The organism is Streptomyces phaeofaciens (assembly GCF_014648915.1).
GTDB classification, from domain to species: domain Bacteria; phylum Actinomycetota; class Actinomycetes; order Streptomycetales; family Streptomycetaceae; genus Streptomyces; species Streptomyces phaeofaciens.
Map to the genome: position 1 here is coordinate 426,793 of NZ_BMSA01000001.1, position 12,509 is coordinate 439,301.

The window sequence follows — 12,509 nt, forward strand, 5'->3', positions numbered from 1 at the left end:
ACCGCCCCCGGGGGAGGACCGCGATGTACCCAGCCCTACGGCCACGGACCCTGACCCGCCCCGCACCGGCCCCGCCGGCGGTGCCCGGACACCGGCCGCACCCGCAGCGCGTCCGCTCGCTGATCGACGCCGACGCCCTCCAGGCCCTGCACCGGGCCGCCCGCGTCCTGCTGGCGGACCTGCCCGACCTCACGGACCGGCTGGTCGCCGCGCTCCAGGACCAGGAACCCGCATACCGGGCGGCCGTCGCGCACGACACCGGCGCGACCTGGCAGGAGGTGCACCGCTCCCTGCGGCACAGCGTGTCCTCGCTGCTCGACCCGAGGGGCCACCGGGACGCGGCCCGCCGGTGCTCCTGGAAGATCGGTGCGTCCCGCGCGGAGCAGGGCCTGCCGCTGGACGCCCTGCTGCACGCCTTCCGGCTGGGCGGGTCCCTGGTCTGGCAGGGCCTGGTCGAGGAGACCTCCCGGACCGCCCCGGAGGACGTACGTCTGCTCGTGCACGTCGCGGGCGACGTGTGGAACTTCGTCGACGAGCACTGCACCCTCGTCGCGGACGCCTATCGGCAGGTCGAACGGCAGCTCGCCTGGCGGCGCGAGAACCGGCTGCGGCTGCTGGCCGCCGCCCTCCTCGACGGCACCAGCCGTATCGCCGACCTGCCCGAGACCGCCCACGCGCTCGACCTCCCCGAACAGGGGCGGTACGCCGTCGTGGCCGTCACGGGCGGCTGCCCCTCGGACGCCGCCGGGGTCCGGGCCGCCTTCGCCCGGGGCACCCGTGTGTACTGGCACACGGGGGTGGAGGTGGACTACGGCATCGTGCTGCTCGGCGACGGCGGGGTCCCCGCACAGGACGGCGACGACGGCGCCGTCCCGGCACCCGCCCACGGCACCACCCGTACCGGCGTCAGCACGGCCGTGTCCGGGCTGGCCGCCGTCGGCGACGCCCGCCGGCTCGCGGACATCGCGCTGGACATGTGCCCGCGCGGCGGCGGCACGGTCCGGCTCACCGAGCACCTCCCGGCCGCGCTGGTGATGTGCGCCCCCGAACTGGGCACCGCGCTCGTCGAGCGGGTCCTCGGCCCGCTGAGCGCCCTGGAACCAGCCGACGAGGCCGTCCTGCTCGACACCCTGGCCACCTGGCTGGCCTGCGACGGCTCCGCCCAGCGGGCGGGGGAGCGGCTGTACTGCCACCGCAACACCGTCCTCAACCGGCTCCGCCGCTACGAGCAGCTCACGGGCCGCTCCCTGTCCCGGCCCTCCGACGTGGTGGAGATCAGCCTGGCCCTGACGGCACGGGGGCTTCACACCCGCTGACACCGGAGGCGGGGCCTGCCGGTTGCCTGGCCCCTGCCGGTGGTCGGCCCTCTGCCGGTGCCTGGCCCTGCCGGCGCTCGGCCCCTGCCCATGTCCGGCGTCTCCGGGTCCTGTGTCTTCGGGTCCTGTGTCTTCGGGTTCGGCGTCTTCGTGCACCGCCTTCCCGACGGCCCGGCGGGCCTTGGGCGCCGCCCACCGCCCCGCGCATCTCCGGCCCGGCCCATCGCCCCCTGGCGCACGGCCTGCCGGGCACCGCCCTGGCGCGCCGCCCGCCGGCCACCCCCGCCCGTAGGGCACCACCTCCCCCGTACCGCCCGCCGGGCGCTGGCCCGCGCTGACCGCCTCTCGGGCATCGACCCCGCCCCTCGCCCTTCGCCCCCACCCGCCGGGCGGGCCCCCGGGCGCGCCGCCTCCCACCCACTGCCTGCCGCCCGCTGCCCCCAGGCGTCCCGCCTCCCGGGCACCGCCCCCACCTCCCCGACACCCCGCGCCCCCCACCTCCCCGACATCCGCCCGCCCGGATCCACCCCACCCCCTGGGCACCCGCACAAGCCCCCCGACCTCCCGTTGGGTCCGCGCAGCGACCCCGTCGTCGTCCCTGTACCGGTCCTCCTCCGTCGTGCTGTCGTGAGCTCCCTTCCCCCGAAACGCCGTGCCGCCGGCATGGATCCGAGGAGCCGCGATGCCCCAAGCACCACCGCAGGAGCGGCCCGCGCTGCACGTCGAGAGTCTCGACGTGGCCTACGGCCGGGCCCAGTCAGCCCTGCGTTCCGTGTCCCTGACCGTCCCGCACGGCGCGGTCGTGGCGCTGCTGGGTGCCAACGGTGCCGGCAAGACCACCCTGCTGAGGGCGGTGTCGGGCACCCTGCGCCTGCACCGCGGCACCGTCACGGCCGGCCTCATCCGTTACGGCGACACCGTCCTGGACGGCCGCGACCCGGTGGCGGCCGTCCGCGCCGGGGTCGTCCAGGTCCCGGAGGGCCGGAGGGTGTTCGCCGGCCTGACCGTCGAGGAGAACCTGCGCTCCGGCGGACTCGGTCTCGGCCGGCGCGCGCCGGAACTGGTCCGCGAGGCCAAGGACCGTGTGTACACCCTCTTCCCGGTGCTCGCCGAACGCGGCCGGCAGGCCGCCGGTCTGCTCTCCGGCGGCGAGCAGCAGATGCTGGCGATCGGCCGGGCCCTGATGGCCGCGCCCCGGCTGCTGCTCCTCGACGAGCCCTCCCTGGGTCTCGCCCCGCGCATGGTGTTCCGGATCGCCGAGGTGATCCGCGAGATCAACGAGCAGGGCACGGCCGTCCTGCTGGTCGAGCAGAACGCGGGCATGGCCCTGTCCCTCGCCGATCACGCCCACGTCCTGGAGGTGGGCGAGGTCCGGCTGTCCGGACCGGCCGACGACCTCGCGCGCACGGACGAGGTACGCCGCCTCTACCTCGGCGACACGTCCGGCGACCAGGGGGCCGCGTGAGCGCCCGTACCTCCCCGGGCCTCGCCGGCGACCGGCGCCCGGCACCGCCCCCCGCACTGCGCGTCCAGGACGTCACCGTGCGCTTCGCGGGCCTGACCGCGCTCGGCGCCGTGTCGTTCACCGTCGCCCCGGGCTCCGTGCACGCCCTGATCGGCCCCAACGGCGCCGGGAAGTCCACCTGTTTCAACGTCCTGTCCGGGCTGTACCGCCCGGAGTCGGGGCGGGTCCTGCTCGGCGACACCGAGCTGACCGGGCTGGCCCCGCACAAGATCGCCGCGCTCGGGGTGGCCCGCACCTTCCAGAACATCGTCACCACCGAGGGGACCGTCGCCGACAACCTGATGGTCGGCCGGCACGTCCTGACCCGGGCCGGCTTCGCCGCGAGCGCCCTGCGGCTGCCCGGTGCCGTGCGCGAACAGCGCGCCCACCGCGACCGGGTTCGCGAGATCGCCGAACTCACCGGGCTGGGCGACCACTTCGACACCCCCGTCGCCCTGCTGTCGTACGGCGACCGCAAGCGCGTGGAGCTGGCCCGCGCCCTGTGCCTGGAGCCGCGCGTGCTGCTGCTCGACGAGCCCGTGGCCGGGATGAACGGCGCCGAACGCGCCCGCACGGCCGAGGTGGTGAGCGCGGTGCGCGCACGACTGGGCCTGTCCGTGCTGCTGGTGGAGCACGACATGGGCCTGGTGATGAGTCTCGCCGACGAGGTCACCGTCCTCGACTTCGGCCGGACCGTCGCCCACGGCACCCCCGACGAGGTCCGCCGCCACCCCGAGGTGCTGCGCGCCTACCTGGGCACACCCGGTGCCGACCCGGCGCCCGCGGCGGCCCCCGCCCCCGGAGAGGACCCCGTATGACCGCCCTCCTCGACAGTGTCCTGGCCGGCCTCGCCCTCGGCGCGGTCTACGCGCTGGTCGCCCTCGGCTTCGTCGTCGTCTTCAAGGCGTCGGGCGTGCTCAACTTCGCGCACGGCTCGCTGCTCCTGTTCGGCGGCTACCTCGTCGCCGTCCTCCACGACGACCTCGGCTTCGCCGGGGCCCTCGCTCTGGCCGTCGTGGCGACCGCGGCCCTGGCCGGCGCCCTCGACCGGCTGCTGCTCCAGCGCGGCGACCCCGACCCCCGGGCCGCCCATGTGCAGACCATCGTCACCATCGGCGTGGACATCGTCCTGCTGACCGACCTGTCCCGGCGCATCGGCGGGGACCTGCTCTCCCTCGGCGACCCGTGGGGAGACTCGGTGACCCGGCTCGGGCCGGTGACCGTCGCGGACAGCCGGATCGCCGCGATCGTCGTCTCCGCGCTCGCGATCGGAGCCGTCTTCGCCCTGTTCCGGTTCACCTCCTGGGGTCTTGCCCTGCGGGCGGCCGCCGAGGACACGGAGGCGGCGGCCCTGATGGGCGTACGGCTGACCCGGGTGCGCACGCTCGCCTGGTGCCTGGCCGGCGCCCTCGCCGCCCTCGCGGCCGTGTTCCTCGCCTCGTTCCCCGCGCCGGGGCTGGAGCGCACCACCGGCCAGATCGCCCTCAAGGCCTTCCCGGCCGCCATCCTCGGCGGCCTGGCCTCCCCGCCCGGCGCCCTCGCGGGCAGCCTGCTGATCGGGCTGACCGAGGCGCTGGCGGCGGGCTACCAGTCCGAACTGCACGTGCTGGGCGAGGGGTTCGGCGACGTGGTGCCGTACGCCGTGATGGTGGCCGTCCTGCTGGTGCGGCCCACCGGGCTGTTCGGCGCGAAGGGGGTGGCCCGTGTCTGAGCGGATCCCCAAGGGCGCCGCAGCCCTGCTGACCGCGCTGCTCCTGTGCGCGCCGCCCTTCTACCTGGACGCGTTCTGGCTGCGCGTCGGCCTGTTCGCCATGGCCGCCGCCATCGGAGCCGTCGGCCTCGGCCTGCTCACCGGCACCGCCGGGCAGCTCTCCCTCGGCCATGCCTTCTTCCTCGCCGTGGGCGCCTACGGCTACACCTGGCTGGCCGGCGAACCCGGCCCCGGGCTGCCGCCCGCGCTCGCCGCGCTCCTCGCCGTCCTGCTGGCGGGGGCGGCGGGCGGACTGTTCAGCCCCGTCGCCGGCCGGGTGCGCGGCATCTACCTGGGCGTCGCCACCCTCGCGCTGGTGTTCCTCGGCCACCATGTGCTGCTCACCGCGGACTCCGTCACCGGTGGCTTCAACGGCCGCTCCGTGCCCGCGCTGACCCTCGGCGGGTTCTCGTTCTCCGCCGACGGCCCCGCGGTCACCGTCCTCGGCGTGCCGTTCGGCGCGGAGGAACGGCTGTGGTACCTGGGCCTCGCCCTGCTGGCCGGCACCTGGTGGACCGCGCGCGGCCTGCTGCGCGGACGTCCCGGACGGGCGCTGGCGGCCCTGCGCGACAGCGAGACCGCGGCCTCCGTGATGGGCGTCGACATCGCCCGCTACCGCTCGGCGGCCTTCGTCGTCTCCTCCATGTACGCCGGGCTCGCCGGGGTGCTGCTCGCCCTGGCCTTCCGCCGGGTCGTCCCCGACTACTTCGGCCTGACCCTGTCCGTCGACTACCTCGCGATGATCGTCATCGGCGGGCTCGGCTCGGTGGCGGGGGCCACCGCGGGCGCCGTCTTCGTGACCGCGCTGCCCCTGCTGATGACCCGGTACGCCGACCAACTGCCCCTGGTGGCCACCCCCGGCACCACCGACGGCGGGGTCGGCCCGACCGAGGCGGCCCGCTACCTCTACGGCGCGGCCATCGTCCTGATCCTGCTGTACGCCCCCGACGGACTGCACGGCCTGGTCCGCCGCGTCCGCGCCCGACTGCGTCCGGCCGCCCCGGCCCGCACCCCCGAGTCCCTTCCCGCCACCTCCGCCGTCCGAGCCAAGGAGCACACCCCGTGAACCGCACGCACCACAGACACCGCGCCCCGTCCGCCGTCCTCGCCACCGCCCTCGCCGTCCTCCTCGCCACGGCCACCGGATGCAGCTCCAAGGCGGACGGAGCCGGCGGCTCCACCGGCGCCGACGGTGTCAAGTCCGGCCCGGGGGTGACGGAGAAGACGATCCGGCTCGGTGCCCTCACCGACCTGACCGGCCCCTACGCCACCCTCGGCAAGTCCATCGTGCAGGCCCAGCAGATGTGGGCCGACGAGACCAACGCCGACGGCGGCATCTGCGGCCGCGACGTCGAGATCGTCGTCAAGGACCACGGCTACGACGTGCAGAAGGCGGTCACCGCGTACGCCGACCTCTCCCCGGACGTGGTCGCGCTGCCCCAGGTCATCGGGTCGCCCGTGGTCGCCGCCCTCCTCGACGACATCGAGCGGGACCATCTGCTGACCTTCCCGCAGGCCTGGGCGGCCTCGCTGCTGGGCAAGGACTCCGTGCAGGTCATGGGCACCACCTACGACGTCGACATGATCGCCGCCGTCGACTTCCTCACCCGGAAGCAGGGCCTCGCCAAGGGCGACACCATCGGCCATGTCTACTTCGAGGGCGACTACGGCGCCAACGCCCTGGAGGGCTCGACCTGGGCGGCCCAGAAGGCCGGCGTGAAGGTCGTCGGGCAGAAGATCAAGGCCACCGACACGGACCTGTCCGCGCAGGTGTCGGCGCTGCGCAAGGCCGGGGTGAAGGCCGTCCTGATCAGCGCGGGCCCGGCCCAGACGGCCTCCCTGGTCGGCGTCGCCGCCTCGCGCGGGCTGCGGGTCCCGGTGGTCAGCAGCGCCCCGGGCTTCGCGCCCCAGCTGATGAAGACGCCCGCCGCACCGGCCCTCGCGGCGATGCTCCACGTGGTGAGCGCCGCGCCCGCGGTCAGCTCCGACGTGCCCGGTGTGCAGCGGATGGTGGCCGCGTACGGGAAGAAGTACCCGGACTCGCCCGTGGACTCCGGGGTGCTGTCCGGATACAACGCCGCCCAACTCCTGGGCGGTGACCTGAAGAAGGCGTGCGCGGACGGCAGCCTGGCCCGCGAGGACGTGGTGAAGGCGCACCGGGCCACGAAGAACGCCGACACCGGTCTCGGTTCTCCGCAGGACTTCTCCGACGTCTCCCGGCCCGCCGCCCTGGCGACGTACGTGCTCAAGCCGGACGCGAAGGCGGCGGGCGGCCTGGTCGGCGTGGAGGACGCGCACGAGGCGCCGGGCGTGTCGGAGTACCTGGCGAGCCGCGGCTGACCGGCGGCCCGTGACACCGGGGGCCGCGCCCGGCGTGGCGGCCCCCGCGTGATTCAGCGGCCGCGCTGCTGAATGCGTTCGCTTTCTTCCATTGGACCCGCGGCGGGCCGCGGGGCCAGTCTGGAGGACGTCCGGTGCGCCGCTCACCTTCCGGTGCGCCGGACATCCCCCTGCCCGCCCGCGCCCGGAAGAGGTCCCGAGTCCATGCAGACCCGCCGAATCGGTGACCTGGACGTCGGCGCGATCGGGCTCGGGGCCATGCCCCTGTCGATCGAGGGCCGCCCCGACGAGGCCCGCTCCCTCGCGACGATCCACGCCGCGCTGGACGCGGGCGTGACCCTGATCGACACCGCGGACGCCTACCACCTGCACGCCGACGAGGTCGGCCACAACGAGACCCTGGTCGCCAAGGCGCTCGCCTCCCACGACCGGGGCCGGGACGTCCTCGTCGCCACCAAGGGCGGCCATCTGCGCCCCGGCGACGGCAGTTGGACCCTCGACGGCAGCCCGCGGCATCTGCGCGAGGCCTGCGAGGCGTCCCTGCGCCGGCTCGGCGTCGAGGCGATCGGGCTGTACCAGTTCCACCGGCCCGACCCGCGCGTCCCGTACGCCGAATCCGTCGGTGTGCTGCGGGAGTTGCTGGACGAGGGCAAGATCCGGGCGGCCGGGATCTCCAACGCCGGCCCCGAGCGGATCCGGCAGGCGAACGACATCCTCGGCGGCCGGCTGGTCGCGGTGCAGAACCAGTTCTCCCCGGCCTTCCGCTCCAGTGAGCCCGAACTGCGGCTGTGCGACGAGCTGGGCATCGCCTTCCTGCCCTGGAGCCCGCTGGGCGGCATCTCCCGTGCGTCCGGGCTGGGCTCCGCCCACGCGCCGTTCGCCCGGATCGCCGAGGCCCACGGGGTCGGTCCGCAGCGCGTGTGCCTGGCCTGGATGCTCGCCAAGTCCCCGGTGGTGGTGCCGATCCCGGGAGCCAGCCGCCCGGAGACGATCCGCGACTCGGCGGCCGCGCCGGACCTCGTCCTGAGCGCCGGCGAGATCGCGGAACTCGACGCCGTCTGACGCCCGGGTGGTGTGCGCCCCGCCCAACGGGGGAGAAAGCGCTTGCTATCGCTGACCGCACCACCGGACCCCAGGAGGACCGCCGTCCATGGCGTCGCCGTACGAAAGACCGCTCGACCACCGCTACCGCGGTGAGCACCCGATCCGCACCCTCGGCTATCTCCTGCGCGCCGACCGCCGCAGCCTGGCCGGCGCGGTCGCCGTCTTCACCGTCAAGCACAGCCCGGTCTGGCTGCTGCCGCTGATCACCGCCTCCATCATCGACACCGTCGTCCAGCACCAGCCGATCGGCCGGCTCTGGACCAGCACCGCCGTCATCCTGTTCATCCTGCTCGTCAACTACCCCCTGCACCTGCTCTACGTCCGGCTGCTCTACGGCAGCGTCCGCCGCATGGGCACCACCCTGCGCTCGGCGCTCTGCACCCGGATGCAGCAGCTGTCCATCGGCTACCACTCCCGGGTCAGCGCCGGAGTGCTCCAGGCGAAGGTGGTGCGGGACGTCGAGACCGTCGAGCAGATGGTCCAGCAGACCGCCGAGCAGGGGCTCGGCGCCTTCACCGTGCTCACCGGCGGACTCGTCATCATCGCCGTGCGCACCCCCGAGTTCGTGCCCGTCTTCCTGCTCGTCGTGCCCGCCGCCGCCCTGCTGGTCGACCGGCTGCGGGCCCGGCTGCGTGCCCACAACGAGAACTTCCGCCACGAGGTGGAGACCCTGTCCTCGCGCGTCACCGAGATGACCCGGCTCATCCCGGTCACCCGCGCCCACGGTCTGGAGGGCAAGGCCCTGCGCCGCATGGACGGCACCCTGAACCGGCTGCTCACCTCCGGCATGCGCCTGGACCTGCTCAACGGCCGGGTCGGGTCGCTGGCCTGGGTGCTCCTCAACGTGATCGGCGTGCTCGTCCTCGCCGGCGCCGCGCTGATCTCGTACTACGGCGTCTGGGGCGTCACCGCGGGCGACGTCGTGATGCTCAGCGCCTTCCTGACCACCCTCACCAACTCCACCACCACACTGACCGGTCTGGCGCCGGTCATCGCCAAGGGCCTGGAATCGGTCCGCTCGGTCGGCGAGGTCCTCCAGGCCCCCGAGCTGGAGGACAACGAGGGCAAGGCCGAGGTCACCTCCCTGCGGGGCGCCGTGACCTTCCAGGACGTCGGCCACGCCTACGACGGCGACCGGCCCGCGGTGAGCGACTTCAGCCTGTCCGTCGCCCCCGGCGAGACGGTCGCGCTCGTCGGCGCCTCCGGCGCGGGCAAGTCCACCGTCCTCAACCTCGTCATCGGCTTCATCCGGCCGACCGCCGGCCGGCTGCTGCTCGACGGCACCGACATGAGCACCCTGGACCTGCGCACCTACCGGCGTTTCGTGTCGGTCGTCCCGCAGGAGTCGATCCTCTTCGACGGCACGATCCGCGAGAACGTCGCCTACGGCATCGAGGACGAGGCCGACGACGACGCGGTCCGCGCCGCCCTGCGGGACGCCAACGCACTGGAGTTCGTCGAACGGCTGCCACAGGGCCTGGACACCCTGGTCGGCGACCGCGGGGCCCGGCTGTCGGGCGGGCAGAAGCAGCGGCTGGCCATCGCCCGCGCCCTGATCCGGGATCCCAGGGTGCTGGTCCTGGACGAGGCGACGTCCGCGCTCGACACCCGTTCGGAGGCGCTCGTCCAGCAGGCGCTCGCCCGTCTGCTGCGCGGCCGCACCACGTTCGTGGTGGCCCACCGGCTGTCCACCGTGCGCGGCGCCGACCGCATCGTCGTGATGGGGGAGGGGCGGATCCTGGAGACCGGCACCCACGACGAACTCCTGGGCCGGGGAGGGGCGTACACGGAGCTGCACAGCGGTCAGGTCGCGTGACGCACCGTAGCCGACCGATGTGACGCAGAGTGATCGCTCGTGTCGCGTGCCGTACCGGCGGGTATGGCGGGATCATGCCCCCGGCGGGTGACATGTCCGCCCGGCGTGCATGAAACGCCCAGGTCCGGGCACACGCTGCGCAACAACCGAGAGAGGGGCGCTCGTGATCGTTCCGGACCCGAAGGTCGCCAGGACGTTGTTGACCCGGTACGCGACGCTGAGGATCGCTCAGTCGGAGAGGGAGAGGCCGGAGATCGCCCGTGAGCTCAAGGACGTGACGTACACGCTCTGCGTGCTCATGGGGACGTCCGACGTCCGGGAGGCGGTCGCCGCCGCCGACGCACTGCTCGCGCCGGCGGGCGCGGTGACCGGCCGGGGGCTGTCCCTGGCAGTCTGAGACCGCCGCGGCGCCGGCCGGAGCCCCGTCGGGGCGCGGGCCGGCGCCGCGGCACGTCAGGAGGCCGTCGAGCCGCAGTGGTCGGCGCGCCGGGAACCCGGTCTCGCCGGCGGGGGTCCGGACAGCCACTCCGCGATGGTGCGGGCGATCGGCTGGCCGGTGTCCACCTCCACGAACCCGAACTGCCCCGACTGGTTGCACTCCAGGAACCACCACGTCCCGTCGGAGTCCTCCGCGAAGTCGAAGGCGCCGTACGAGAGTTCAGCCTCCCGCAGATACGTCCGCACCGCGTCGGCGAGGCGCGGCGGGACGTCGGCCGGGCGCCACGGCGTGGCGGAGGACGCGTACCGCACGTCCACCACGTCGGGGTCGCCGCCCGGATCCGTGTCCTTGCGGGCCGCCAGGATCCGGTCCCCCACCGCCGTGAGCCGGATGTCGGCCCGCTTGGCGACCCGGCGCTGGAGCAGCGTCGGGCCGTAGGCGACGGCCGCGAAGTCGGCGCCGTGCGGCACCCGGGTGGTCGGCACCGCCCGGGGCGGGTCCTGCGGGTGGGCCCCGGACACCGGCTTGACGACCAGGTCCGGGTAGCGCTCGGCGAAGTCCCGCGCGGCCTGCGGGAACGTCGTGATGAGCGTCGCGGGCACGGGCAGCCCGCTGAGCTGCGCGAGCCGCAGCTGCCACGGCTTGTGCCGGGCCCGTACGGCCGCGTCGGGATGGTTCATCCAGCGTGCCCCGGTGCCCCGGAGCATGCCGTAGAGCGCCTGCGAGGACTCCTCCGTGAGCCACGCGGACGGCTCGGCCGCCCGGGCCGCCGCCGCGCCCGGGCGGCGCACCCAGACGGACCGCAGCCCCTCGAGGCTCACCAGCCGGCCGGCGGACGACAGATGGCCCCGGAAGGCACCGTGGACGTATTCGCCGGAGAGGGCTACGGTGCCGGTCAGATCGGCCGGATCGAACCGGACGACCGGGACGCCCGCGGCGTTCAGGTGCACGACCACCATGTCCGCGGTGACGTCCTCTTCACAGGTCAGGATGAGCACGGTCATCGTTCTCGGCCCGTGGTCAGTCGTCGAAGTGGGTCTTGGACCCCGCTGTCGAGGTGGTCGTCCCCAGCTCTCTGAGCAGGGCGTGGTCGCGCGCGGCGACCCGGCCGTCGAGGAGCACGTTCAACTGCAGTCCGGAGTCGTACGCGTATGGAGTGGCGAACTCCAACTCTGCTGCGGGGCGTGCGTAGTTGAGCGCGAACGGTTGCATGTTCTCTCCCTCGTCGGTACTGCCTCGATCAAGCGGTGCCGCTGTGCGACGTCACTCGGGCCCGCTGCATTGGTGCGACCTTCAGTCACTTATACGATTCGAACGGGTGGTTGGTTTCCTTACTCTCCGTGATCACCGGCGAGTCAGGACCCAAGCAGGGCGCGGAGCAGGGGAGATGGACCGATTGGGGTGTGAAAACGACTTCATGGAAGGTCAGTTGGAGGACCCTGCGCGGCCCGGAGCGCGGCGCAGGGAGCGCAGGGCGAGCAGCAGGACACCGATGTCGTCGAGGTAGACCGGATCGGGCACGAGGTCGGTCGGGAGCACGAAATACGCGACCGCTCCCCAGAACACCCAGCGCGGGCCGGTGGGGAGCCCGGCCTGTCTCAGACCCCTACGGGTGCGGACCAGCCGCACCAGGACCACCGCGGCTCCGGCGAACAGGACCACGGCCAGCGCCGCGCCGGCGGTGACGAGCAGGGTGGTCGTGTCCATGGGCCCTCCTTCCGCGGTCTGTGGGCGGCGTTCTGCCCCCTGTTGTCGGTTTCCCCGCTTTCGGCCCCCGAACTCCCGCTTCCGGCGGGATTACCGCATCCGACGCAGGGAAACCGCGCGCGGACGGCCCGCCGCCCCGCTCACGCGGGTGCCGTGCCCGGGTGGCGGGGTGGCTTCTGTGCCCGTAGCAAAGGCACCGTCATCTCGCGTGTCGCAGCTCGGGGGTGCAGGGGTGACGACAGCCTTCAGCCCGCTCTCGCGAAGAATCGCGTCCACCGCCCCGTGACGGAGATCACCCGGCTCGGGTGCCGCGCTGTGCCGGGGGCCGCGGCGCCGAGGCGGTCCGGGCGGCGGCCACCGGCCGGCCGCCACGGCGTACGCCCGCGCGCTCCGATGCGCTCGGCCCGTGGGCCGTGGGCCGTGGGCGGCCTGGACCGTCGTGCTCGCCCTCGCCCTCGCCCTCATCCCGTGCGGTGCCGCACATCTTCCGGTGCGCCGGGACGGCGTCCCGCCCGCCGTCCTCGCGATCGCCT

Annotated in this window: 12 protein-coding genes; 9 read left to right on the forward strand and 3 right to left on the reverse strand. The window is 74.1% G+C overall.

Going from position 1 to position 12,509, the window contains the following annotated elements:
• The first annotated feature begins 23 nt into the window (after window positions 1–23).
• From IE275_RS01865 to IE275_RS01905, 9 genes are all read left to right on the forward strand, one after another.
• A complete protein-coding gene (locus IE275_RS01865; RefSeq protein ID WP_189706720.1) occupies window positions 24–1,316 on the forward strand; it encodes an RsbRD N-terminal domain-containing protein in 1,293 nt (430 codons plus the stop codon).
• A 682-nt stretch (window positions 1,317–1,998) separates the two neighbouring features.
• Window positions 1,999–2,781, forward strand: a complete 783-nt coding sequence (locus IE275_RS01870; RefSeq protein WP_189706721.1) for an ABC transporter ATP-binding protein — start codon at window positions 1,999–2,001, stop codon at window positions 2,779–2,781.
• Window positions 2,778–3,638, forward strand: a complete 861-nt coding sequence (locus tag IE275_RS01875) for an ABC transporter ATP-binding protein (protein WP_189706722.1) — start codon at window positions 2,778–2,780, stop codon at window positions 3,636–3,638. Before IE275_RS01870 ends, IE275_RS01875 begins: the two co-directional genes overlap by 4 nt.
• Complete coding sequence (locus tag IE275_RS01880) at window positions 3,635–4,531, forward strand: branched-chain amino acid ABC transporter permease (RefSeq protein WP_189706723.1); 897 nt, start codon at window positions 3,635–3,637, stop codon at window positions 4,529–4,531. The genes IE275_RS01875 and IE275_RS01880 overlap by 4 nt, the downstream gene beginning before the upstream one ends.
• Window positions 4,524–5,636, forward strand: a complete 1,113-nt coding sequence (locus tag IE275_RS01885) for a branched-chain amino acid ABC transporter permease (protein WP_189706724.1) — start codon at window positions 4,524–4,526, stop codon at window positions 5,634–5,636. The genes IE275_RS01880 and IE275_RS01885 overlap by 8 nt, the downstream gene beginning before the upstream one ends.
• Window positions 5,633–6,910, forward strand: a complete 1,278-nt coding sequence (locus tag IE275_RS01890) for an ABC transporter substrate-binding protein (protein ID WP_189706725.1) — start codon at window positions 5,633–5,635, stop codon at window positions 6,908–6,910. The genes IE275_RS01885 and IE275_RS01890 overlap by 4 nt, the downstream gene beginning before the upstream one ends.
• Before the next feature lie 204 nt (window positions 6,911–7,114).
• Complete coding sequence (locus IE275_RS01895) at window positions 7,115–7,972, forward strand: aldo/keto reductase (RefSeq protein ID WP_189706726.1); 858 nt, start codon at window positions 7,115–7,117, stop codon at window positions 7,970–7,972.
• 88 nt (window positions 7,973–8,060) lie between these two features.
• Window positions 8,061–9,830, forward strand: a complete 1,770-nt coding sequence (locus IE275_RS01900; protein WP_189706727.1) for an ABC transporter ATP-binding protein — start codon at window positions 8,061–8,063, stop codon at window positions 9,828–9,830.
• Window positions 9,831–9,993: 163 nt separating this feature from the next.
• Complete coding sequence (locus IE275_RS01905; protein ID WP_189706728.1) at window positions 9,994–10,227, forward strand: DUF5133 domain-containing protein; 234 nt, start codon at window positions 9,994–9,996, stop codon at window positions 10,225–10,227.
• Between the two features lie 56 nt (window positions 10,228–10,283).
• Here the strand turns inward: IE275_RS01905 and tgmB are convergent, their stop codons facing one another.
• The 3 genes from tgmB to IE275_RS01920 all read right to left on the reverse strand — a co-directional run bounded on the left by tgmB (window position 10,284) and on the right by IE275_RS01920 (window position 11,976).
• Window positions 10,284–11,273 (reverse strand): ATP-grasp ribosomal peptide maturase, encoded by a 990-nt coding sequence (tgmB, locus tag IE275_RS01910; protein WP_189706729.1) that lies wholly within the window; start codon window positions 11,271–11,273, stop codon window positions 10,284–10,286.
• A gap of 16 nt (window positions 11,274–11,289) precedes the next feature.
• The gene (tgmA, locus tag IE275_RS01915) at window positions 11,290–11,481 is read right to left on the reverse strand and encodes a putative ATP-grasp-modified RiPP (RefSeq protein WP_189706731.1); all 192 of its coding nucleotides are present in this window, start codon (window positions 11,479–11,481) and stop codon (window positions 11,290–11,292) included.
• Window positions 11,482–11,694: 213 nt separating this feature from the next.
• Window positions 11,695–11,976: a DUF1232 domain-containing protein gene (locus IE275_RS01920; protein WP_189706733.1), complete on the reverse strand. Its 282-nt coding sequence runs from the start codon at window positions 11,974–11,976 to the stop codon at window positions 11,695–11,697.
• Between the last annotated feature and the right edge of the window lie 533 nt (window positions 11,977–12,509).

What these genes read in the sequence shown, in the direction of transcription:
- IE275_RS01880 (WP_189706723.1), top strand. Translation starts at nt 3,635, where the DNA reads ATGACCGCCCTCCTCGACAGTGTCCTGGCCGGCCTCGCCCTCGGCGCG.
- tgmA (WP_189706731.1), bottom strand. Translation starts at nt 11,481, where the DNA reads ATGCAACCGTTCGCGCTCAACTACGCACGCCCCGCAGCAGAGTTGGAG.
- IE275_RS01920 (WP_189706733.1), bottom strand. Translation starts at nt 11,976, where the DNA reads ATGGACACGACCACCCTGCTCGTCACCGCCGGCGCGGCGCTGGCCGTG.
- tgmB (WP_189706729.1), bottom strand. Translation starts at nt 11,273, where the DNA reads ATGACCGTGCTCATCCTGACCTGTGAAGAGGACGTCACCGCGGACATG.
- IE275_RS01865 (WP_189706720.1), top strand. Translation starts at nt 24, where the DNA reads ATGTACCCAGCCCTACGGCCACGGACCCTGACCCGCCCCGCACCGGCC.
- IE275_RS01895 (WP_189706726.1), top strand. Translation starts at nt 7,115, where the DNA reads ATGCAGACCCGCCGAATCGGTGACCTGGACGTCGGCGCGATCGGGCTC.
- IE275_RS01900 (WP_189706727.1), top strand. Translation starts at nt 8,061, where the DNA reads ATGGCGTCGCCGTACGAAAGACCGCTCGACCACCGCTACCGCGGTGAG.
- IE275_RS01870 (WP_189706721.1), top strand. Translation starts at nt 1,999, where the DNA reads ATGCCCCAAGCACCACCGCAGGAGCGGCCCGCGCTGCACGTCGAGAGT.